Annotated in this window: 18 protein-coding genes; 14 read left to right on the forward strand and 4 right to left on the reverse strand. The window is 66.6% G+C overall.

What is annotated here, in order from left to right:
- Nucleotides 1-25: 25 nt before the first annotated feature.
- The 3 genes from QNO08_RS07500 (at nucleotide 26) to QNO08_RS07505 (ending at nucleotide 1,920) form a co-directional block, all read left to right on the forward strand.
- On the forward strand, nucleotides 26-1,045 hold the full coding sequence (locus QNO08_RS07500; protein WP_229966759.1) for a DUF808 domain-containing protein: 1,020 nt from the start codon (nucleotides 26-28) through the stop codon (nucleotides 1,043-1,045).
- Between the two features lie 132 nt (nucleotides 1,046-1,177).
- The gene (locus QNO08_RS17500; protein WP_502866870.1) at nucleotides 1,178-1,423 is read left to right on the forward strand and encodes an RNA 2'-phosphotransferase; all 246 of its coding nucleotides are present in this window, start codon (nucleotides 1,178-1,180) and stop codon (nucleotides 1,421-1,423) included.
- A 26-nt stretch (nucleotides 1,424-1,449) separates the two neighbouring features.
- Nucleotides 1,450-1,920: a hypothetical protein gene (locus tag QNO08_RS07505; RefSeq protein ID WP_229966758.1), complete on the forward strand. Its 471-nt coding sequence runs from the start codon at nucleotides 1,450-1,452 to the stop codon at nucleotides 1,918-1,920.
- An 18-nt stretch (nucleotides 1,921-1,938) separates the two neighbouring features.
- Here QNO08_RS07505 and QNO08_RS07510 read toward each other — a convergent pair whose 3' ends face one another.
- A complete protein-coding gene (locus tag QNO08_RS07510) occupies nucleotides 1,939-2,160 on the reverse strand; it encodes a hypothetical protein (protein ID WP_229966757.1) in 222 nt (73 codons plus the stop codon).
- 47 nt (nucleotides 2,161-2,207) lie between these two features.
- A complete protein-coding gene (locus QNO08_RS07515; protein ID WP_229966756.1) occupies nucleotides 2,208-2,852 on the reverse strand; it encodes a TIGR03085 family metal-binding protein in 645 nt (214 codons plus the stop codon).
- 89 nt (nucleotides 2,853-2,941) lie between these two features.
- Here QNO08_RS07515 and hisI point away from each other — a divergent pair, with 89 nt between their 5' ends.
- The 11 genes from hisI (at nucleotide 2,942) to pyk (ending at nucleotide 18,316) form a co-directional block, all read left to right on the forward strand.
- Nucleotides 2,942-3,400 (forward strand): phosphoribosyl-AMP cyclohydrolase, encoded by a 459-nt coding sequence (hisI, locus tag QNO08_RS07520; protein WP_229966755.1) that lies wholly within the window; start codon nucleotides 2,942-2,944, stop codon nucleotides 3,398-3,400.
- A 73-nt stretch (nucleotides 3,401-3,473) separates the two neighbouring features.
- Nucleotides 3,474-5,093, forward strand: a complete 1,620-nt coding sequence (locus QNO08_RS07525) for an anthranilate synthase component I (protein WP_229966754.1) — start codon at nucleotides 3,474-3,476, stop codon at nucleotides 5,091-5,093.
- A gap of 51 nt (nucleotides 5,094-5,144) precedes the next feature.
- Nucleotides 5,145-5,843: a Trp biosynthesis-associated membrane protein gene (locus tag QNO08_RS07530; RefSeq protein WP_229966753.1), complete on the forward strand. Its 699-nt coding sequence runs from the start codon at nucleotides 5,145-5,147 to the stop codon at nucleotides 5,841-5,843.
- A 110-nt stretch (nucleotides 5,844-5,953) separates the two neighbouring features.
- A complete protein-coding gene (locus QNO08_RS07535) occupies nucleotides 5,954-6,247 on the forward strand; it encodes an HGxxPAAW family protein (protein ID WP_229966752.1) in 294 nt (97 codons plus the stop codon).
- Nucleotides 6,248-7,078 (forward strand): indole-3-glycerol phosphate synthase TrpC, encoded by an 831-nt coding sequence (gene trpC / locus QNO08_RS07540; RefSeq protein WP_229966751.1) that lies wholly within the window; start codon nucleotides 6,248-6,250, stop codon nucleotides 7,076-7,078. It begins immediately after the preceding gene.
- Nucleotides 7,079-7,146: 68 nt separating this feature from the next.
- Nucleotides 7,147-8,559, forward strand: coding sequence for a tryptophan synthase subunit beta (gene trpB, locus QNO08_RS07545; protein WP_229966750.1), 1,413 nt, complete (start codon nucleotides 7,147-7,149; stop codon nucleotides 8,557-8,559).
- Complete coding sequence (gene trpA, locus QNO08_RS07550; RefSeq protein ID WP_229966749.1) at nucleotides 8,556-9,389, forward strand: tryptophan synthase subunit alpha; 834 nt, start codon at nucleotides 8,556-8,558, stop codon at nucleotides 9,387-9,389. The genes trpB and trpA overlap by 4 nt, the downstream gene beginning before the upstream one ends.
- Nucleotides 9,389-10,429: a prolipoprotein diacylglyceryl transferase gene (lgt, locus tag QNO08_RS07555; protein ID WP_229966748.1), complete on the forward strand. Its 1,041-nt coding sequence runs from the start codon at nucleotides 9,389-9,391 to the stop codon at nucleotides 10,427-10,429. The genes trpA and lgt overlap by 1 nt, the downstream gene beginning before the upstream one ends.
- A gap of 183 nt (nucleotides 10,430-10,612) precedes the next feature.
- The gene (gltB, locus tag QNO08_RS07560) at nucleotides 10,613-15,202 is read left to right on the forward strand and encodes a glutamate synthase large subunit (protein ID WP_229966747.1); all 4,590 of its coding nucleotides are present in this window, start codon (nucleotides 10,613-10,615) and stop codon (nucleotides 15,200-15,202) included.
- Nucleotides 15,195-16,652, forward strand: coding sequence for a glutamate synthase subunit beta (locus QNO08_RS07565; RefSeq protein ID WP_229966746.1), 1,458 nt, complete (start codon nucleotides 15,195-15,197; stop codon nucleotides 16,650-16,652). The genes gltB and QNO08_RS07565 overlap by 8 nt, the downstream gene beginning before the upstream one ends.
- 152 nt (nucleotides 16,653-16,804) lie before the next feature.
- Nucleotides 16,805-18,316: a pyruvate kinase gene (gene pyk / locus QNO08_RS07570; RefSeq protein WP_229966745.1), complete on the forward strand. Its 1,512-nt coding sequence runs from the start codon at nucleotides 16,805-16,807 to the stop codon at nucleotides 18,314-18,316.
- Between the two features lie 525 nt (nucleotides 18,317-18,841).
- On the opposite strand, the gene QNO08_RS07575 is transcribed toward pyk, so the two are convergent.
- Both QNO08_RS07575 and QNO08_RS07580 read right to left on the reverse strand, forming a co-directional pair.
- A complete protein-coding gene (locus tag QNO08_RS07575) occupies nucleotides 18,842-19,393 on the reverse strand; it encodes a MalT transcriptional regulator family protein (protein ID WP_229966744.1) in 552 nt (183 codons plus the stop codon).
- Between the two features lie 254 nt (nucleotides 19,394-19,647).
- Entirely contained in the window at nucleotides 19,648-20,253 is a 606-nt protein-coding gene (locus tag QNO08_RS07580; protein WP_229966743.1) for an ANTAR domain-containing response regulator, read from the reverse strand.
- Nucleotides 20,254-20,371: the final 118 nt, after the last annotated feature.

Raw genomic sequence — 20,371 nt, forward strand, 5'->3', positions numbered from 1 at the left:
TCCCGCATCAGCAAGGAGCCGCACTGTGAGCGGGGGACTGGTCGCCCTGCTGGACGACGTCGCTGCCCTGGCCCGCATCGCCGCCGCATCGGTCGATGACATCGCTGCCGGAGCTGCGAAAGCAGGGGCCAAGGCCGCCGGCGTCGTCATTGACGATGCCGCCGTGACCCCCCAGTACGTATCCGGTGCCGACCCGTCCCGTGAACTCCCGATGATCAAGAAGATCTTCTGGGGCTCGCTGCGGAACAAGCTGCTGATCATCCTGCCGGCACTGTTGCTGATCAGCGCCTTCATTCCCGTTGTGATCCCGTTCATTCTCATGCTCGGCGGCACGTACCTCTGCTACGAGGGCGCGGAGAAGGTCTGGCACAAGTTCTTTGGCCATCATGAGGACAAGGCGGCGCCGGCGGTGGAGCGGGGTCCCGACGCCGAGTCCAAAGTGGTCAAGGGAGCCATCACCACCGACTTCATCCTGTCCTGCGAGATCATGGTCATCTCCATGAACGAGGTGGGCGACGCGTCCATCTGGGTCCGCGCGATCATCCTCGTGGTGGTGGCTATTGCGATCACGATTCTGGTCTATGGGGCCGTTGGGCTGATCGTCAAGATGGATGACATTGGCCTGCATCTGGCGAAAAAGGAGTCAGCAGGCTCCCAGCGCCTCGGCGGACTCCTGGTGAAGGGAATGCCCGCCGTGCTGGCGGCCATCACCTTGGTGGGAACCGTCGCCATGCTCTGGGTGGGCGGCCACATCATGCTGGTAGGCGCGTCCGACCTCGGCTGGCACGCGCCGTACGACCTGGTCCACGCACTGGAGCACCCGGTGGCAGGACTCGCTGTTGTGGGCGGGTTCCTGGGCTGGCTCGTGAACACGCTTTGCTCGGCCATCGTCGGACTGGCCTGGGGCCTGGTTGTCATGGCGATCCTGCACCCGCTGATGAAGGTTCTGCCGTTCGGCAAGAAGGACGGGAAGGAAGACGGTGACGCCAGGGCGGCAGCCGCCGGGCACCGTCAGAAGAAATCCGACACCGATCCGGCCGGCTAAACTTTGCGGTCCGCCCGGACACCCGGATAAAGCAATAAGGCCCCGCTTCCCTTTGTCTTCAAGGGAGGCGGGGTCTTTCCATTGGTGACGGGGATGTGAGCCGTTTCGATACCCGCACCAAGCCGATCAGAGATCAGCCGCGTGCTGTCCCACGCGTTGCGCCATGCTCCGGAGGAATACGGACTGGAGCTGGAGACGGAAGGCTGGGCGCCCGTCGGGGATGTCATTCCTGCTCTGCGGCTGATGGGTCCTGAGTGGGCCGTTGACGGGAAGGTGCTCCATCCCTCCCTCGGCTTTATCGGTTCCGGCAGGCACCGAAGAATAAGAGGCTGGAAGGTCAGGTCCAACCCGCCGCAATGTTGTCCTGCACGCCGATAACTTTAGGCGCGGGTATTCTGCGGGACATGGCTTACGACATCTTGGCATTTGATCCCGGCAGCGTGACAGATGCGGACTTCCCGGTGTGGTGGGATAAACAATTGGAGTGGTTGGAAGGTCATTCTTACGACGACGCATCCGTGACAACTCCAGCATTGAAGGAGTTTTACAAAGGGCTTATTCAGACGTTTCCTCCGATGAACGGACCCCATTCCCCGACGAATGAGGAAATCGGCGCAAATGCGGATCTGGAAGATCGGCTGACTGATTACTCGATCGGAACAACCGTGGTTTATGGTGCATTTGCCTGGAGCCAAGATGCGATGGCGAGGCTTCTTTTTACTTCGCTGGCTGCAAAGCATGGTGTTGCCGTCGCTTTGGTCAGCGGTCCGGTGGCTCGAAGTCTTTCCTCCTCAGCCGCCGCTTCCTCAAACTCCTCCGCGAAGAAGCGCGCCGTGGCTGGGTTGGTGGCAGGGTCGCCGCTGCGGGCGACGTAGTGCTCTTCACGTCCTGATTCAAAAGAAAACCGCAAAAGAATGTCCCAATTGCGCGGCCAGCCGTTCGGCCAGGTCCTTTCCGTCAGCGAAGTATTGCCGTTCCCCGAGCAGGTACATGGTCATGGGAAGAAACCACACTGCAGCCGTCAGGTTAAAGGTGATGAGCGCGCTTCGTATCTGTTCCTTCCACGCACCCGCCGAGATGGCAGAAAGTGCTCGTCTCAGCGCTGAGAAGGGCACTTTCTGCCATCTCGCTTGGGGGAGAGGAGAGGAGGGGGAGCAAAACCCTAAAGCCCGATATCGGCACTCTCCAGCAGAGCGACGGCGTCGGGCTGGCCCTCGAACATCACCAGGGCCTGCTTGGTGCGGCCGTGGGCGTGCATCAGCAGCTCACCCGGCTCGCCGATAATCGCCACTGAGACCGGAGCGCGTTTGGCCACATGCCGGGGACCGTCGGGCCGGACCAGGACAATGCCCAGATCCACACCCCGGTACAGGAGCGCGGCGCGCTTGATCAGGTCCGCCCACAGGGCATCGGAATAATCGGCGTCCAGGGCGCGCGGAGCCCAGCGGTCACCGGCGCGGCGCACGTCTTCGGTGTGGACGAAGTACTCAACCAGGTTGGCGCTGTTGTCCAGGGCCTTCATGTGCATGGGGGACAGGCGCGGCGGACCGGAACGGAAGGCCCGAACCAGCTTGGCATAACCCTCAACGGTGGACGCCTTGGCGGCGGTCTCCTCCATGGCCTTGTCCGTCTTGGCGGCGAAGGGCTTCAGGAAGAAACCCAGGGCGGCGGCCGGGCGGTGCTCCCGCAAATAGAGGTGGGCTGCCAGGTCTTTGGTCAGCCAACCTTCGCACAAAGTGGGTGCTTGAGGACCGGCCGCAAGCAACGTTTCGGCCAGGACTTCACGGGAGGGTTGTACAAATCGCATCACTGCTGAAACTAGCACGTTAAGCGTCTTTTGGCGCGGGTGACGGGCACAGGGAATGCCCCACAGCCAAACGCACTAGAATCGATGGGATGGCTTCCCTAATCTCTCCCCCCGAATTCCCGCAGGCACCCGGCCTGGATCCCGCGATTTCCGCCGCCCTGAAGCGCGACGACGCCGGGCTGGTGGCCGCCGTCGTCCAGCAGCACGACACCGGCGAGGTGCTGATGCTCGGCTGGATGGACGACGAAGCGCTGCACCGGACCCTGACGACGGGACGGGTGACTTTCTGGTCCCGTTCCCGGCAGGAATACTGGCGCAAGGGGGACACCTCCGGCCACGTCCAGTGGGTCAAGTCGGTGGCGCTGGACTGCGACGGCGATGCCCTGCTGGTCCGCGTGGACCAGGTCGGCGCAGCCTGCCACACCGGAACCCGCACCTGCTTTGAGGGCCGCGACCTTCCGGTCCTGGCCCCCACTGAATCCCAGAGCACGGAATCCCAGAGCACCGACGCTGGAATTCGCCAAGGCACCACGGACCCGGAGAACTAGCCCGGAATTCCGCGCCGCCATCCACACGTAGCCAGCCCCGCGCTGGAGCGCTGACCGGAAAGAAACCAGACACATGCAGGATCTTGGAGTTATCCGTCCCGGCCTCGAGGAATTCCGGGCACTGGCAGCCGAACACCGGGTGGTGCCTGTGCACGTGAGCGTGCTGGCCGACGCCCACACGCCGATCGGCATTTACCGCAAGCTCACCGCGGGCGCCCCGGGAACCTTCCTGATGGAATCCGCGGCCGCCGGCGGCGTCTGGTCCCGGTACTCCTTCATCGGCGCCTCCTCCCGGGCCACCCTGACCACGCACGACGGCGAGACCCACTGGCTGGGCGAACCGCCGGCCGGAGTGCCGCTGGACGGAAACCCCGTTGAGGCGATGGCCCGCACCATCGAACTGCTGCAGACCGAGCGGCTGGACGGCGTACCGCCGTTCACCTCCGGGCTGGTGGGCTTTGTCGGCTGGGAAACCGTGCGCCGCTGGGAGAAACTGCCCAACCCGCCCGTGGATGACCTGGACCTGCCGGAACTGGCCATGAACCTGGTCTCGGACATGGCGGTCCATGACAATTCCAACGGCACGGTGATGCTGGTGGCCAACGCCATCAACTTCGACGGCTCCAATGAGCGCGTGGACGAGGCCTGGCACGACGCCGTGGCCCGCGTGAACTCAATGCTGCAGCGTCTGGCCGAACCCACGCCGCAGCCGGTCTCGGTGCTGCGCGGCGGCACCGTTGACCTGTCCACGCTGACCGGCGGCGTCAAGGAATCCTGGCCCAAGCCGGAGTACACGAAGGCCGTGCAGCGCGGCAAGGAAGCCATCGTGGACGGCGAGGTCTTCCAGGTGGTCATCTCTCGCCGGTTCGAAATGGACTGCGGCGCCTCGCCGCTGGACGTCTACCGGGTCCTGCGCAACACCAACCCGAGCCCGTACATGTACCTGTTCAACTTCGAGGACTCCCGCGGCAACCCGTTCGCCGTCGTCGGCTCCTCGCCGGAAGCGCTGGTGACCGTTACCGGCAGCGAAGTGATCACGCATCCGATCGCCGGATCCCGGCCGCGCGGCAAGGGCGCCGAAGCGGACCGCGCGCTGGCCGAGGAGCTGCTCGCGGACGAGAAGGAGCGCGCCGAGCACCTGATGCTGGTGGACCTGGCCCGCAACGACCTCTCCAAGGTCTGCCGCCCCGGCAGCGTTGACGTCACCCAGTTCATGGAAGTGGAGCGGTTCAGCCACATCATGCACCTGGTCTCCACGGTGGTGGGTGAACTCTCGCCGCAGCGCAGCGCCTACGACGTCCTGGCCGCCACGTTCCCGGCCGGAACCCTTTCCGGCGCCCCCAAGCCGCGCGCCCTGCGCCTGCTGGACGAGCTGGAGCCGCACCGCCGGGGCATCTACGGCGGAGTTGTCGGCTATCTCGACTTCGCCGGAGACATGGACATGGCGATCGCCATCCGGTCGGCGCTGCTGCGGGACGGCAAGGCCTTTGTGCAGGCAGGCGGCGGGATCGTCGCGGATTCGGACCTCGAAGCCGAAGCCCAGGAAACGGTCAACAAGGCGGCGGCACCGCTGCGCGCAGCCCTGATCGCCGGCAGCCTGGACACCGTCGCCGGCGAGCCGCCCGCCACTTCCTTCTCACGGCAGCCCCAGTCTTCAACCCAGCCCCAGTCTTCAACCCAGCCCAATCGCTAATGCAGCCCAATCGCTAATGCAGCACCAACACCCAGAGCAGGAAGTACAGCAGTGAGCACACCCATGAAGAGGTGGCAGCGCAAGGGAACCGTCATCATGGCGGCGGTGCTCTTCGGCATCGCAGCCTTTGCCACCACCACGCGCACCTGGCTGAACGTGCAGTTGCCGCGGACGGCCGTCCAGACCCCGGACCTGGCCGTTTCCGGTTCTGACGCCGCCACCGCCGTGACGGCGTTCGCCGTCGTGGCGATCACGGCCGGGCTGGCCGCCTCCATCGCCGGTCCCATCGCCCGCTGGATCGTCAGCGTCATCCTGCTGGTCTCCGGCGTGGGCGTGGCCGTCGCCAGCTACACAGTGATCAGCGATCCCGAACAGGGCGCCGCCGGCGCCATCGGCCAGGCGATCGGCGTCAGCGGCGGCGACGGCACCGTTGTCACGCTGACCGCGCTGCCCTGGGCCGCACTGGTCTGCGGAATCCTGATCGCCCTCACCGGCATCTGGCTCGCCATCGCCAGCCGCGGCTGGAAGTCCTCCCGCCGCTATGCGCCCGCTCCGGCGCCGGCGGCGGACGAGGCCTCGGCAGCCAACTTGCCCGGCACGACGACGGCTGGAGCCGCCACTCCGTCCGGCGGCTCCAGCCCCGCCAACCCTTCGAACCCCTCCGGCGCCGCGGCGGGGCAGGAACCGGTTGACGAGATCGACAGCTGGGACCGGCTGACCCGCGGGGACGACCCCACCAACTACCGCTGACCCCGGGCCGGGCCGGCGGATCCCGGAACCGGCCGACCCGGGCGCAATGTGAAAGAGTTTCCGCCAGTCAATGGCAGAATGGAAACAGATTCGTTTAGAGGAGAATTATCATGGGCGCAAACGCCACTGACAGCAACGTTGACATCAAGCCGGAAAACTCGGCCCAGAGCCACGCCAGCATCCACGATGAGACCATCGGCCACGGCAATACCCCTGCCGCCTGGACCTGCGTCCTGATCATGATCGTCGGCGCCGGAATCTCCAGCTTCGGCTACATCATTGCCAGCGTGCTGTGGTTCTGCATCGGCCTGGGCGTCATCGCCGTTGGCCTGCTCGTCGGCTTCATCATGCGGAAGGCCGGCTACGGCGTAGGCGGCTCGAAGCTCTCCAACAACGGTCACTAAGTGAGCGTTCTGGACGACATCGTCGCCGGCGTTGCCGAGGATCTCGAGGCACGCCGGCGCACGGTTCCGCTGGAGCAGATGCAGGAGCGCGCCCGTGCGGCAGCTCCCGCCCTGGACGCATTCGCCGCGCTGGGCGGGAACGACTCTGCGCGCAGCGAACTGCACGTCATCGCCGAGGTCAAGCGCAGCAGCCCCTCCAAGGGCGCGCTGGCCGCGATCACTGATCCGGCCTCGCTGGCCGCCAGCTACGAAGCCGGCGGGGCAGCGGTGATCAGCGTGCTCACCGAGCAGCGCCGCTTCGGCGGTTCCCTCGCAGACTTCGACGCCGTCCGGTCGGCCGTGAACATTCCGCTGCTGCGCAAGGACTTCACGGTTGATGAATACCAGATCTGGGAGGCGCGGGCGCACGGCGCCGACCTGGTGCTGCTGATCGTCGCCGCCCTGGACGATGCCCGGCTGAAGACTTTCCTGGCGCTCACCCATGACCTGGGCATGAACGCCCTCGTGGAAACGCACACGGCCGAGGAAATCGAGCGTGCCGTGGCCGTTGGCGCCAAAATCATCGGCGTGAACGTGCGCAACCTGAAAACCCTTGACGTTGACCGTTCGGTCTTCGCGGCGCTGGCGGGCAGCATCCCCGCCGCCGCCGTCGTCGTCGCCGAATCGGGTGTGCGGGACGCGGCCGACGTCGTGCACTACGCCTCGGAGGGCGCCAACGCCGTCCTCGTGGGCGAAGCCCTCGTGCGGCACAACAATCCCGCCGCCACCATCGCCGAGTTCACCCGGACCGGCCGGGACGCGCTGGCCGCCCGCGTGCACGGCAAAGGCTGACAAGAACGCAACAATTCCCTGTCCGGACGGCCCGCCGCCCGGACCAAAGCAGGACAGGAACCAGCCCCATGACCGGGAATCCGGAACAGACGGGTGCGGCTCAGCCCGCACCCGAGTCCACAGACACCTCCACCGCGCCGTCGGACGCCGCCCGGCAGGAAGCCGCCGGAGCCGTCACTGAGGAGGTGGCCGACGCGTTCCTGAACACCCACGGTTCGCTGCGCCACGCCCCCGGACCCTACTTCGGCGAGTACGGCGGACGCTGGATGCCCGAGTCCCTGATTGCGGCGCTGGACGAGCTGGAAGACACCTTCGAAAAGGCCAAGGCCGATCCGGAGTTCACCGCCCAGGTGGCTGACCTGAACAAGAACTACTCCGGCCGCCCCTCCCTGCTGACCGAGGCCAAGCGCTTCGCCGAGCACGCCGGCGGCGTGCGGATCTTCCTCAAGCGCGAAGACCTGAACCACACCGGCTCGCACAAGATCAACAACGTGCTCGGCCAGGCACTGCTGGCCAAGCGCATGGGAAAGACCCGCGTGATCGCCGAAACCGGCGCCGGCCAGCACGGCGTGGCCAGCGCCACCGCCGCCGCCCTGCTGGGCCTGGAATGCGTGGTCTACATGGGAGCCGAGGACTGCCGCCGGCAGGCCCTGAACGTGGCCCGCATGGAGCTGCTCGGCGCCACCGTCATTCCGGTGACCCACGGTTCGCAGACGCTCAAGGACGCCATCAACGAGGCGCTGCGCGACTGGGTGGCCAACGTCGATGACACCCACTACCTGCTCGGCACCGCCGCCGGAGCGCATCCGTTCCCGGCCATGGTCCGCTTCTTCCACGAAGTCATCGGCGAGGAGGCCCGCGCCCAGATGCTGGAGCAGGCCGGCCGGCTGCCCGACGCCGTGTGTGCCTGCATCGGCGGCGGGTCCAACGCGATCGGCATCTTCCACGGATTCCTCGACGACCCCGAGGTGAAAATCTTCGGCTTCGAGGCCGGCGGCGACGGCGTCGAAACCGGCCGCCATGCGGCCACCATCACGCTGGGACGGCCCGGCGTGCTGCACGGCGCGCGTTCCTACCTGATGCAGGACGAAGACGGCCAGACGGTGGAATCGCACTCGATTTCCGCCGGCCTGGACTACCCCGGCGTGGGCCCGGAGCACTCCTACCTCTCCGACATCGGCCGGGTCTCCTACGAGCCCATCACCGACACCGAGGCAATGGATGCCTTCCAGCTGCTCTGCCGCACCGAAGGCATCATCCCGGCCATTGAATCCGCTCACGCGCTGGCCGGCGCCATCAAGGTGGGCCGGCGGCTCGCCGAGGAGGCGAACGCGGAAGGTCCCGGCGCCTCGGACAAGATCGTGCTGGTGAACCTCTCCGGGCGGGGCGACAAGGACGTGGCGACCGCCGCGGAATGGTTCAACCTGCTGGACGAGAAGTCAGCCGAAGCCAAAATCGCCAAAGAGGGGGAACAGCTGTGAGCACCGGTGTCCGCAACACGTCCGGATCGGGCAGAAACGCCGCCAGCAAGTCCGCGGCAGCCATTGACCGGGCCGCCGCAGACGGCCGCGCCGCGCTGATCGGCTACCTGCCGGCCGGCTTCCCGTCGGTGCAGGAAACCATCGACGCCGGCATCGCCCTGGCCCGAAACGGCGCGGACCTGATTGAGGTCGGCATCCCGTACTCGGACCCGGTGATGGACGGCCACGTCATCCAGGCAGCCACCACCGAGGCGCTGGGTAACGGTTTCCGCGTCGCCGAGGTGTTCGACGTCGTCGCCGGCATCACTGCCGCCACGGACGCCGCCGTGCTGGTGATGACCTACTGGAATCCAGTGGTGCGGATGGGCGTGGACGAGTTCTCCCGCCGCCTGGCCGAAGCCGGGGGAGCGGGCCTGATTACACCGGACCTGATCCCCGATGAAGCCTCCGAATGGATGGCGGCCTCGGACAAGTACGGCCTGGACCGGGTGTTCCTGGTGGCGCCGTCCTCCACGCCGGACCGCATGAAGAGCACCGTCGCGGCCAGCCGGGGATTTGTCTACGCGGTGTCCATCATGGGCGTCACCGGTGCCCGCAGCTCGGTGAGCAGCGCGGCCAGGGACGTTGTATCGGCGGCCCGCGCCGCCGGTGCGCAGCGCGTCTGCGTTGGCCTGGGCGTCTCGAACTCCGGCCATGTCCGGGAAATCGGCGCCTACGCCGACGGCGTGATCGTGGGCACCGCCCTGGTGGCGGCCCTGCGCGACGGCGGCGTTCCCGCGGTCGCCGACCTCACCCGTGAACTGAGCACCGGAACCCGAAAGAGCAACTAATGAACCTGATGTCCGTGTTGGTCCCGGCCAGCATTCCCAGCCCGCCCGCGGACTTCAGCAGCTTCTCGCTGGGGCCGCTGACCATCCACGCGTATGCGCTGTGCATCCTGGCCGGCATCGTCCTGGCCCTGTGGATGACCTCGGTCCGCTGGCGGCGCCGCGGCCTGCCCGAAGAAGCGGTGTGGGACATCGCCATCTGGGCCATTCCGTTCGGCATCATCGGCGGCCGCCTCTATCACGTCATCTCCTCGCCGGACGCCTACTTCGGCGTCAACGGCGACCTCTCGCTGATTCCGCAGATCTGGCGCGGCGGACTGGGCATCTGGGGAGCCGTGGCGCTGGGCGCCGTCGGCGCATGGATCGGCTGCCGGCGCGCCGGCATCAAACTCTCCACGTTCGCCGACGTCGGCGCTCCCGGCCTGCTGCTCGCGCAGGCCGTGGGCCGCTGGGGCAACTGGTTCAACCAGGAGCTCTTCGGCGCTCCCACCGAGGTGGCCTGGGGGCTGGAAATCGACGCCAACAACCCCAACTTCCCGGACGGAACAGCGCCCGGCACCCTCTTCCACCCCACCTTCCTGTACGAGTCGCTCTGGTGCCTGGCCGGCGTCGCCCTGCTGCTGGCACTGGACAAGCGGTTCCGGCTGCGCGGCGGACGCCTGTTCTGGCTCTACGCCGCCTACTACACGCTGGGCCGGCTCTGGATCGAGATCCTGCGCATCGACGACGCTGAAATGATTACGCTTTTTGGCGTCACACAACGGCTGAATGTGTGGACCAGCATCGGCATCTTCGTGTTCTCCGTGGCCATGTTCATTTACCTGACTTTCCGCGCCCGTAAAGGCCCGGAGGCCTCGTTCTACCTGCCCGGCCGGGAGCCGGCAGCCGAGGTCGGCGCGGCACCGGCAGGTAACAAGAATGAAACGGTGAAGCAAGATCCGGATTCCGGCTCATCAACGGGTTCTCTGCGTGCTAATCTCGCAGAGACAAAAAGCGAGGAGGATAATTCTCGCAAGCCCGGGACACCGGGTACTGCCAAGTAGCACCTGTCGGGTCACCCTCCCGGCGGTGCTTCTGCCACGTAGTTGTGGCCGTCCGGAAGGGACCACGGGAACAACCCCGGACGCCCTTCCGTGTCACTGAACACCGCGGAATATTTGCGCCTTCCGCCGTGGGGCCAGCGTTGTCCCCTCCCACAAGCTCCATCAGGGGGAAGGACTTACCTCATGACTGATCTGTTTCCGCCCGGCGGATCTTCCGCCGTTTCGCCGTTCACCCGCTTCGCCGCTTTTCCGGCGGACACCGGGCTGTACCGCGCCGAGAACGAAAAAGACGCCTGCGGGCTGGCCGTTATCGCCACCCTGCGCGGGGAACCCGGGCACGACATTGTCGACGCCGCCCTTACCGCCCTGCGCAACCTGGAGCACCGCGGTGCCGTGGGCGCAGACGAGGGAACCGGCGACGGGGCCGGGCTGCTGACCCAGGTGCCCGACGAATTCTTCCGTGCCGTCACCGCCTTCGACCTGCCCGCCGCCGGCACCTACGCCGTCGGCACCGCGTTCCTGCCCACCGAGGGCCGGGAGCAGGACACCGCCCGCGCCGGCGTGGAAGCGATCGCCGAGTCCGAGGGCCTCACCGTCCTGGGCTGGCGTGACGTGCCGATCGTCGCTGACCTGGTGGGCGCCATGTCCCGGGCCTGCATGCCGCATTTTGTCCAGGTGTTCCTGGCACCGGCCGACGGCGATGCCTCCGACCTGGACGCCCGCGCCTTCCGCGTCCGGAAACGGTCGCAGAACAAGTTCGGCGTGTACTTCCCCTCGCTGTCCTCCAAGACCATGGTCTACAAGGGCATGCTCACCACCGCGCAGCTGGAGCCGTTCTATCCGGACCTCTCCGATCCGCGCTTCAAGACCCGGCTGGGCATTGTCCACTCCCGGTTCTCCACCAACACCTTTCCGTCCTGGCCGCTGGCCCAGCCGTTCCGCGCCATTGCGCACAACGGCGAAATCAACACGGTCAAGGGCAACCGCAACTGGATGCGCGCCCGCCAGTCCCAGCTGAAGAACCCGCTGCTGGGCGAGACCCCGGAAGAGCTCTACCCGATCTGCACCCCGGGAGCCTCCGACTCGGCGTCCTTCGACGAGGTCGCCGAACTGCTGATGCTGTCCGGCCGACCGATCACTCACGCCATCATGATGATGATTCCCGAGGCCTGGGAAAACCACGCCACGATGGATCCGGCCCGCCGCGCCTTTTACCAGTACCACTCCATGCTGATGGAGCCATGGGACGGCCCCGCCGCCGTGTCCTTCACCGACGGCACGCAGGTCGGAGCGGTCCTGGACCGCAACGGCCTGCGCCCGGCCCGCTACTGGGTGATGGAGGACGGCCTCGTGGTCCTCGCCTCCGAGGTGGGCGTGGTGGACATTGATCCGGCGAAGGTGGTCCGCAAGGGCCGCGTCTCCCCGGGGAAGATGTTCCTGGTCGACACTGAAGCCGGACGCCTGATCGAGGATTCCGAAATCAAGGCCGAGATGGCTGCCGCGAATCCGTGGGCGGACTGGGTCCGGGAAAACCAGGTCTCCCTGGAGGAACTGCCCGAGCGCGAACACGTGCTGCACACCAAGGCCTCGATCAACCGCCGGCAGCGCACCTTCGGCTACACCCAGGAGGAACTGCGCATCCTGTTGGGCCCGATGGCCCGCACCGGCGCGGAACCGCTGGGCGCCATGGGCTCGGACACGCCGATCGCGGTGCTTTCCCAGCGTCCCCGGCTGCTCTTTGACTACTTCGTGCAGTCCTTCGCGCAGGTCACCAACCCGCCGCTGGACGCCATCCGCGAGGAACTGGTCACCTCCATGCGCGCCTCGATCGGCCCGGTCGGGAACCTGCTGGCCGCCGGCCAGGTCCGCAACCATCAGATTGCCCTGAACTTCCCGGTCATCAACAATGACCAGCTGGCCAAGATCACCAACGTCACCAACAACGACGGCGAGAAGGTCTCGCTGAAGGTGCGCGGCCTGTACCGCCCGCAGGGCGGCGAGGCCGAGCTGCGCGCCCGGATCTCCGAGATCTGCGAAAAAGTCTCCGGCGCCGTGAACCGCGGCATCGAGTACATCGTCCTCTCGGACCGTGACTCCAGCGCGCAGTGGGCACCGATCCCGTCGCTGCTGCTGCTCTCCGCCGTGCACCATCACCTGCTCAAGAGCGCCAACCGCACCAAGATCTCCCTGCTGGTGGAGGCCGGCGACGTCCGCGAGGTCCACCACGTGGCGGTGCTCATGGGCTACGGCGCCTCGGCGGTCAACCCGTACCTGGCGATGGAAAGCTGCGAGGAACTGGTCCGCAACGGCGACATCACCGGCGTGACCCGCGAAGAGGCAGTCTCCAACCTGATCAAGGGCCTCGGCAAGGGCGTCCTGAAGATCATGTCCAAGATGGGCATCTCCACGGTGGCCTCCTACTGCGGCGCGCAGACCTTCGAGGCCCTGGGCCTGGGCCAGGAACTGGTCGACGAGTTCTTCCACGGCACCCAGTCCCAGCTCGGCGGCGTCGGCCTGGACGTCATCGCCGCCGAAGCCGCCGCCCGGCACGCCAGCGCCTACCCGGACGACGAAATCGAGGATCCGCACCGGCCCCTGGAGAACGGCGGGGAATACCAGTGGCGCCGCGAAGGCCCGCCGCACCTGTTCAACCCCGAAACCGTCTTCCGGCTGCAGCACGCCACCCGTGAACGACGCTACGACGTGTTCAAGGCCTACACCAACGGCGTGGACGACCAGTCCAAGTCATTGATGACCCTGCGCGGCCTGCTCGAATTCCGCACCGCCGAACGCTCAGCGGTGCCGATCGATGAGGTGGAGCCCGTCTCCAGCATCGTGAAGCGCTTCTCCACCGGCGCGATGAGCTACGGCTCCATCTCGCAGGAGGCTCACGAAACGCTGGCCATCGCCATGAACCGCCTCGGCGCCAAGTCCAACACCGGCGAGGGCGGCGAGGACGTGGAACGCCTGCTCGATCCGGAGCGCCGCTCCGCGATCAAACAGGTGGCCTCCGGGCGCTTCGGCGTCACCAGCCTGTACCTGACCAACGCCGATGACATCCAGATCAAGATGGCCCAGGGCGCCAAGCCCGGCGAGGGCGGCCAGCTCATGGCGCAGAAGGTCTACCCCTGGGTTGCCCGCACCCGGCACTCCACCCCCGGCGTCGGCCTGATTTCCCCGCCGCCGCACCACGACATCTACTCCATCGAGGACCTCGCCCAGCTGATCTACGACCTCAAGCGCTCCAATCCGAGCGCCCGGGTCCACGTCAAGCTGGTGTCGGAGGCCGGCATCGGCACCGTGGCGGCGGGCGTGACCAAGGCCAAGGCCGACGTCGTTCTCGTTTCCGGGCACGACGGCGGCACCGGCGCCTCGCCGCTGAACTCGCTCAAGCACGCCGGCGCCCCCTGGGAGCTGGGACTGGCCGAGACCCAGCAGACGCTGATGCTCAACGGCCTCCGCGACCGCGTGGTGGTGCAGGTGGACGGCCAGCTCAAGACCGGACGCGACGTCGTGATTGCCGCGCTGCTCGGCGGCGAGGAGTTCGGTTTCGCGACCGCTCCGCTGGTGGTCTCCGGCTGCGTCATGATGCGCGTCTGCCACCTGGACACCTGCCCGGTGGGCGTGGCGACGCAGAATCCTGAACTCCGGTCCCGCTTCACCGGCAAGCCCGAATTCATCGTGAATTTCTTCGAGTTCCTGGCTGAGGAAGTGCGCGAAATCCTCGCCGAACTGGGGTTCCGCTCCCTCGAGGAGGCAATCGGGCACACCGAGCTGCTGGACACCAAGGCAGCCGTGGACCACTGGAAGGCCGACGGACTGGACCTGGAGCCGATCCTGCGCGGAGCCGACGTCGTCGAACCCGGCGCGCCCATGCGCAACATGGTGCCGCAGAACCACGACCTGGACTCGCACTTCGACAACAAGCTGATCGAAATGAGCGCCGACGCCCTGGCGAACCGCAGCCCGGTGCGCATCACCCTGGACGTGGTGAACACCGACCGCTCGGTGGGCACCATGCTCGGGCATACGGTGACCAAGACGTTCGGCACCGACACCCTGGCTCCCGACACCATCGACGTGACCCTCACCGGCCAGGCCGGTCAGTCACTCGGCGCATTCCTGCCGGCCGGCGTTACGCTGCGCCTGCTGGGGGACTCCAACGACTACGTCGGCAAGGGCCTCTCCGGCGGACGGATAATCGTCCGCCCGGACCGCGCCAACGTCTTCGACGCGGCACGGAACGTCATTGCCGGAAACGTGATCGGCTACGGCGCCACCAGCGGCGAGATGTTCCTGCGCGGCCAGGTGGGCGAACGCTTCCTGGTCCGCAACTCCGGAGCCACCGCCGTCGTCGAGGGAATCGGCGACCACGGCTGTGAATACATGACCGGGGGACAGGCACTGATCCTGGGCCCGACGGGACGCAACTTCGGCGCCGGCATGTCCGGCGGCACGGCGTACCTGCTGGATTTGCGGACCGAACGGATCAACAAGGACGCGCTGGAGAAGGGCGAGCTGCGCCTGGAACCGCTGGACGCCGAGGACGCCGACATTGTCCGCGGCCTGCTGATCCGGCACGTCGAGGAAACCGAATCCGTCCTGGCGGCGTCCCTGCTCGAGGACTTCGCCGCCACTGCCCGCCGCATGACCAAGGTGCTGCCGCGTGACTACGCCGCAGTGCTTGACGCCCGTGCCTCAGCTGCCGAAGCCGGGCTTGACCCCGACGGCGCCGAAGCATGGACCCGAATTCTGGAGGTAACCGGTGGCTGACCCACGCGGATTCTTGAAAGTACGTGAACGCCAGACCCAGCCGCGCCGGCCCGTACCGGTGCGCATCATGGACTGGAAAGAGGTCTACGAAGCCCAGCAGAAGGGCGTCCTGAAGGAACAGGCGGGCCGCTGCATGGACTGCGGCATCCCGTTCTGCCACCAGGGCTGCCCGCTGGGCAACCTCATCCCCGAGTGGAATGACCTGATGTACCGGGACAAGGGCCGCGAGGCCATTGAACGGCTGCACGCCACGAACAACTTCCCGGAGTTCACCGGGCGGCTGTGCCCGGCGCCGTGCGAGTCCTCCTGCGTGCTGGGTATCAACCAGCCGGCGGTCACCATCAAGCAGGTCGAGGTCTCGATCATCGACCAGGCCTTCGACGAAAACTGGGTGACCCCGCACGCGCCGGAGCGGCTCACCGACAAGACAATCGCCGTCGTCGGCTCCGGTCCCGCGGGCCTGGCCGTCGCGCAGCAGCTCACCCGCGCCGGCCACACCGTGGCAGTGTACGAGCGCGACGACAAGATCGGCGGGCTGCTGCGCTACGGCATCCCCGACTTCAAGATGGAAAAGCTGCAGGTGGACCGCCGCCTGGACCAGATGCGCGCCGAGGGAACCCGGTTCCGCACCGGCGTCGAAGTGGGCCGGGACATCAGCTGGGAGCAGCTGCGCCGGCGCTACGACGCCGTCGTGGTGGCCACCGGCAGCACCGTGCCGCGGGACCTTCCGATTCCCGGACGCGAGCTGAACGGCGTGCATTTCGCCATGGAGTACCTGGTGCAGGCCAACCGCGCCGTCGCGGGGGAGCAGGTCCGGAACTCCATTTCAGCCGAGGGCAAGCACGTGATCATCCTCGGCGGAGGCGACACCGGCGCCGACTGCCTGGGTACGGCGCACCGCCAGCAGGCCGCCTCGGTGACCACGCTGGCCATCGGAGCGCAGCCGCCGGCCGAACGCGCCGCACATCAGCCGTGGCCGATGTTTCCGACGCTGTTTGAAACCGCCAGCGCCCACGAGGAAGGCGGGGAGCGCACCTACCTGGCCTCCACCGTGGAGTTCGTGGGGGAGCGCGGGCAGCTGACCGGAGTGAAAATCGCCGAGACGGAGTTCGTGGACGGGCGGCGCGTGCCCAAGGCCGGCACCGAGCGGGTGCTGCCGGCGGACCTGGTGTTCCTCTCGCTCGGCTTCACCGGTCCGGAGCCCGCCGGGCTCGCCGAGCAGGTGCACACGGAGTTCGACGAACGCTCCAACGTAGTGCGGGACGGCTATTACATGACCAAAACGCCGGGCGTGTTTGCCGCCGGTGACGCCGGCCGCGGCCAGTCACTGATCGTGTGGGCGATTGCCGAAGGCCGTGCCTGCGCCGCCGCCGTGGACCAGTGGCTGATGGGTTCCACCCGTCTGCCGGCGCCCGTGGCGCCCACGGACCGGGCGATCTCGCCTCTCTGACCTCCTGCGTAGCCGGCTGAGGGCCAGCGGGGCCGGGTGAGGCCCAGCCTGGGCCGGGTGAGAGAAAAAACACGGGCCGCAGTTCCCGTCACAGGCGGCTCCTGCGGCCCGTCTCCATGCGTAATCGGCGCCGGGCGACTACGCTGGAAGACATGAGACGCGCAAAAATTGTGGCCACTTTTGGCCCCGCAATCAACAGCTACGAAAACACCCTCGCGGTTCTGCGCGCAGGAGTGGACGTGGCTCGGATGAACATGAGCCACGGCGACCACGACGTACATAAGTCCGTGTACGACAACGTGCGCCGCGCTTCCGAGGAACTGGGCAAGCCCGTCGGCATCTTCGCCGACCTGCAGGGCCCCAAGATCCGCCTGGGCCGTTTCATGGACGGTCCGCACTTCCTGAACAAGGGTGATGTTTTCACAATCACCATCGAGGACGTGCCTGGCACCAAGGAGATTGTCTCCACCACGCACACCGGCCTGCCGAACGACGTCAACGTGGGGGACACCCTGCTGATCGACGACGGCAAGGTTGCGGTGCGCTGCACCGCTGTGGACGACGTCAAGGTTGTCACCGAAGTAACCGTTCCCGGCGCCGTATCGAACAACAAGGGCCTGAACCTGCCCGGCGTTGCCGTCAGCGTTCCGGCCATGAGCGACAAGGATGAGGCCGACCTGCGTTGGGCCATCCGCACCGGCGTGGACATGGTTGCCCTGTCCTTCGTCCGGAACGCCGTCGACGTCCGCCGCGTCCACGAGATCATGGACGAGGAAGGCCGCCGCGTGCCGGTCATCGCCAAGATCGAGAAGCCGCAGGCCGTTGCCGCCATCGAGGAAATCATCGATGCGTTCGACGCCATCATGGTTGCCCGCGGCGATCTCGGCGTCGAGCTTCCCCTGGAAGACGTTCCCCTGGTGCAGAAGAACGCCATCGAGCTGGCCCGCCGCTGGGCGAAGCCGGTCATCGTGGCCACCCAGGTCCTGGAATCAATGATCGAGAGCCCGCGCCCCACCCGCGCGGAAGCCTCCGACTGCGCCAACGCCGTCCTTGACGGTGCGGACGCCGTGATGCTCTCGGGCGAAACCTCTGTGGGCAAGTACCCGATCGAAACCGTGACCACCATGGCCCGGATCATCGAGTCCACTGAAGAGCACGGCCTGAACCGCGTGCCCGCCCTGGGCTCCAAGCCGCGCACCCGCGGCGGCGCCATCACCCGTGCCGCCGTCGAGATCGCCGATCAGCTGGACGCAAAGTTCGTCTGTACCTTCACCCAGTCCGGTGACTCGGCCCGCCGGCTCTCCCGCCTGCGCCCCAAGAAGCCGGTCCTGGCCTTCACCCCGGTGGAGCAGACGTACCGCTACATGAGCCTCTTCTGGGGCATCCAGCCGATGCTGGTCGAGTTCGCCGAGAACACCGATCAGATGACCGCCCAGGTGGACCGCACGCTGTTTGAGAACGAGCTGGTCGAGCTTGACGACCTGGTGGTCATCGCCGCCGGTTCGCCTCCCGGACAGGCCGGTTCCACGAACTCCATCAAGGTGCACAAGGTGGGGGACATCGCCGACGCCGGTCAGCGCCTCGACGGGCAGATGCGGGTCAAGGAGAAGGTCGGCCCGTGGCCGATCAAGAGCAGCAACAAGGGCAAGGCCAAGTCCATCTAGGTTCGATTGATGTGCTGAGCTGAGCTACTGAAGCTGGGCTGTACGAAAGCTGCCCGACCGGATTTCTCCGGTCGGGCAGCTTTTTATCTTTTCGGTATCCATTTCCATCCATAGATATCCACTTTCTCGGATATAGCCGATTGTCACGCGCCGCCTCCGTGGGGAGGAGCCCGTTGTCGTCGTCTCACCCTCTGCTCGCCCCAAGTACAGCCAGGACAGGAGGGTGCCTTCGAGGCGAGGCGGCCGGGAAGGCGCTTTGGGGATCTCACCTCTTTTGGGTGAGGTGGACGGGTGCCGGCGAGGTTCATAGTTATGGTGTGCGTGCTCGGCCCGCCGGCGTGCATCGGAGGCCGCAGGGCTGGGAGACGGGTCTCAACACACCGGGTGAGGATGCACTCATACCCGTCCACACCTTTGAAAGCAGGGCAGCCGATATGGAATTCTGGGACGACTTTTGGGGTGTCATCGGATGGATTTTCTGGGCCACGGTCTTCTTCGCGTACCTGATGGCGCTGTTTGCCGTGATCAGTGACCTCTTCCGGGATCGAACGCTGCGGTCTCGGCCCGGGTGAACGCCAGATGAGCGGTGCGGTACTCCACGGACACCTTTTCGGAGCCGGCACCGAAGCGGGGGAGATGGTGCGCCGGATAGTTCGGCGGATGGCGTCCCGCGAGGACAATTCGCATGCCCCGTGGCCGCGATTCAATCAGCTGAGCCAGCCATTGAGCCTCCGTAGGGTCGTGCAGGTGATGGACATCGTCGAACAGCAGGTTCACCCGGCTGCCGGGCCCGTCTCGGAGGCTTTCCGGCGGGGCATTCACCGCGAGGGAACCGCGCATGAGTGCCGGCAACCGGGGCCGGCTGCTTCCTGCGGCCGGGATGCTGATCCACGCCGCGGTTTCTCCGTCCGCTCTGACCTCAGCGGCCCACTGCGCCAGGAGCGTCGTCTTGCCCGTTCCTGCTGAAGCCCAGATTTCCGTGGTGCCGAGGCCCTGAGCGATTGCCAGCCGCGGCCGGGGCTGCGCCAGATTCGTGAGGTGCGGCGCCTCAAACAGATGCGGAGAGGACACGGCCATGGTTTCTCCCGGGAGCTTCAGTCGAGGCCGGGCCCAGTACCCAGCCGTGGAAGCCCTGCAGCTCCAATAGCGTCTCACCAATATAGGGCCGGCCTTCCCCGGCCGGATAGGCTCCGCCGGGACCGGCTGCTCCGCAGGTGCCGGAGTCGACCGGGGACGGGACTTGGTGAGGGCGGCAAAAAGCCCCGCCCGACGTCGTCGGGCAGGGCCGTTGCTTGGTGCTCTTGGTGCTCCGGTGTGCGGGGCGCGGAAGCCTAGTTGACCTGGTTGATGATGGTCTCGGCGACTTCGCGCATGCTCAGCCGGCGATCCATGGAGGTCTTCTGGATCCAGCGGAAGGCCTCGGGCTCGGTCAGGCCCATCTTGGTGGTCAGCAGCGACTTGGCGCGCTCCACCAGCTTGCGGGTGGCGAACTGCTCCTTGAGGTCGCTGACCTCGTCTTCGAGGGCCTTGATTTCCTCGTGCCGGGACAAGGCGATCTCGATGGCCGGAATCAGGTCCGCGGGGGTGAACGGCTTGACCACGTAGGCCATGGCACCGGCTTCACGGGCACGCTCCACGAGTTCCTTCTGGCTGAAGGCGGTCAGCAGGACCACGGGGGCAATGCGGGCCTTGACGATCTGCTCGGCGGCCGTGATGCCGTCCATGACGGGCATCTTGACGTCCATCAGGACCAGGTCCGGCTTGAGTTCGGTGGCCAGTGCTACGGCCTTCTCGCCGTTGTCGGCTTCGCCAACGACGTCGTATCCCTCGCCGGTGAGGATTTCCACGATGTCGAGGCGGATCAGCGTCTCATCCTCGGCGACGATGACGCGCCGCGCCGGTGTGTTGGACGGTGCGGGCTCAGTTGACTCAGACACAGGTGCTCCTCAGAATGCGGTTGGACTGCCGTGTGCGAACTGACAGTTCACAGAAATAGCCTATCCGCATGTAGAGTAGATTCGCGCCCAACACGGATTGTGAACTTGTGATTCACGC

The organism is Arthrobacter sp. zg-Y820 (genome assembly GCF_030142155.1).
Classification (GTDB): Bacteria; Actinomycetota; Actinomycetes; order Actinomycetales; family Micrococcaceae; genus Arthrobacter_B.